This is a genomic window from Saccharopolyspora thermophila (assembly GCF_014646075.1).
Lineage (GTDB): Bacteria > Actinomycetota > Actinomycetes > Mycobacteriales > Pseudonocardiaceae > Saccharopolyspora > Saccharopolyspora thermophila.
On the sequence record NZ_BMMT01000039.1, the window covers coordinates 1 to 1792 of the forward strand.

At 65.7% G+C, this 1792-nt stretch carries 2 protein-coding genes; both read left to right on the top strand.

Translation table 11 applies throughout. The features are described 5' to 3' along the window. Positions 1–1556 (top strand): sodium:solute symporter family protein (locus tag IEY17_RS24940; protein ID WP_188991913.1); only part of this gene is annotated, 1556 nt, incomplete at its 5' end. 16 nt (positions 1557–1572) lie between these two features. Then, positions 1573–1792 (top strand): hypothetical protein (locus tag IEY17_RS24945; protein WP_188991915.1); only part of this gene is annotated, 220 nt, incomplete at its 3' end.

The window sequence follows — 1792 nt, forward strand, 5'->3', positions numbered from 1 at the left end:
TGGACTTTTTCTTGTCGGGGCGGGCGTTGCCGGCGTGGGTGACGGGGTTGGCGTTCATCTCGGCGAATCTGGGTGCGATCGAGATTATCGGCATGTCCGCCAACGGTGCGGAGTACGGGATGCCGACGATGCACTACTTCTGGATCGGTGCGGTGCCGGCCATGCTGTTTCTCGGTGTGGTGATGATGCCGTTCTACTACGGGTCGAGGGTGCGTAGCGTTCCGGAGTTCATGTTGCGGCGGTTCGGTCCGGCGGCGCATCTGGTGAACGGGGTGTCGTTCGCGTTGGCGCAGGTTTTGATCGCGGGGGTGAACCTGTATTTGCTGGCCAGCATCGTGAACGCGTTGCTGGGGTGGCCGTTGTGGGTGTCGGTGTTGATCGCGGCGTTGATCGTGTTGTCGTACACGGCGTTGGGGGGTTTGTCCGCGGCGATCTACAACGAGGTGTTGCAGTTCTTCGTGATCGTGGCGGCGTTGTTGCCGTTGACGGTGGTGGGGCTGGTCAGGGTCGGCGGGGTGCAGGGTCTCATCGACAGGGTCACCGCGTCGCCGGGTGGTGCTGAGCAGCTGACGGCGTGGCCGGGCACGCAGTTGACCGGGTTTGTCAATCCGGTGTTGTCGGTGGTCGGTCTGGTGTTCGGGTTGGGGTTCGTGCTGTCGTTCGGGTACTGGACGACGAACTTCGTCGAGGTGCAGCGGGCGATGGCGTCCAAGAGCATGTCGGCGGCGCAGCGCACACCGATCATCGGGGCTTTTCCGAAGATGTTCATCCCGTTCATCGTGGTGGTGCCGGGGATGATCGCGGCGGTGCTGATCCCGGAGCTGGCGGCGTTCAAGGCCACGGGGGCGGGGTCGGTGGACTACAACGACGCGATCCTGTTGTTGATGCGGGATCTGCTGCCCAACGGGATTCTGGGGATCGCGTTGGCGGGGTTGCTGGCGTCGTTCATGGCGGGGATGGCGGCGAATCTGTCGTCGTTCAACACGGTGTTCACCTACGACATCTGGCAGTCCTATGTGGTGCGGGACAGGCCGGACCACTACTACCTGTCGATGGGCAGGTGGGTGACGGTGGGGGCGACCGCGGCGGCGGTGGGCACGGCGTTCATCGCGGCGGGTTATGAGAACCTGATGGACTACCTGCAGCAGTTGTTCTCGTTTTTCAACGCGCCGTTGTTCGCCACGTTCATCCTGGGCATGTTCTGGAAGCGGATGACCCCGGCCGCCGGCTGGGTGGGGCTGGTGCTGGGCACGGTGTCGGCGGTGGCGGTGTACGCGGCGTCGGAGACCGGGCTGCTGGACCTGCCGGGGCAGGGCGCGAGTTTCGTGGGTGCCGGGGTGGCGTTCGTGGTCGACGTCGCGGTGAGCGTGGTGGTGTCGCTGGTGACCCGCCCGAAGCCGGAGGCGGCGCTGGTGGGGCTGGTGTACTCGCTGACCCCGCGGGCCAGCGTGGCGGCCTCCACCACCGGGGAGGACGCGGGCTGGTACCGGCGGCCGGGGCTGCTGGCCGGGATCGCCCTGGTGCTGATCATCGTGTTGAACATCGTTTTCGGCTGACCGGGAGGACACTGCCATGACCCACCAGCGCACGCACACCGCGGGTGCGTTCGACATCCGCACCGTCATCGCCCTGCTGTTCGTCGTCTACGGCGCGGTACTGACCGTGGTCGGCCTCCTCCAGCCCCAGGCCGAGCTGGACAAGTCCGCCGGTGTCAACATCAACCTCTACGCCGGCATCGGGATGCTGCTGTTCGCCGCCGCGTTCCTCACCTGGGCACGACTACGACCCATCG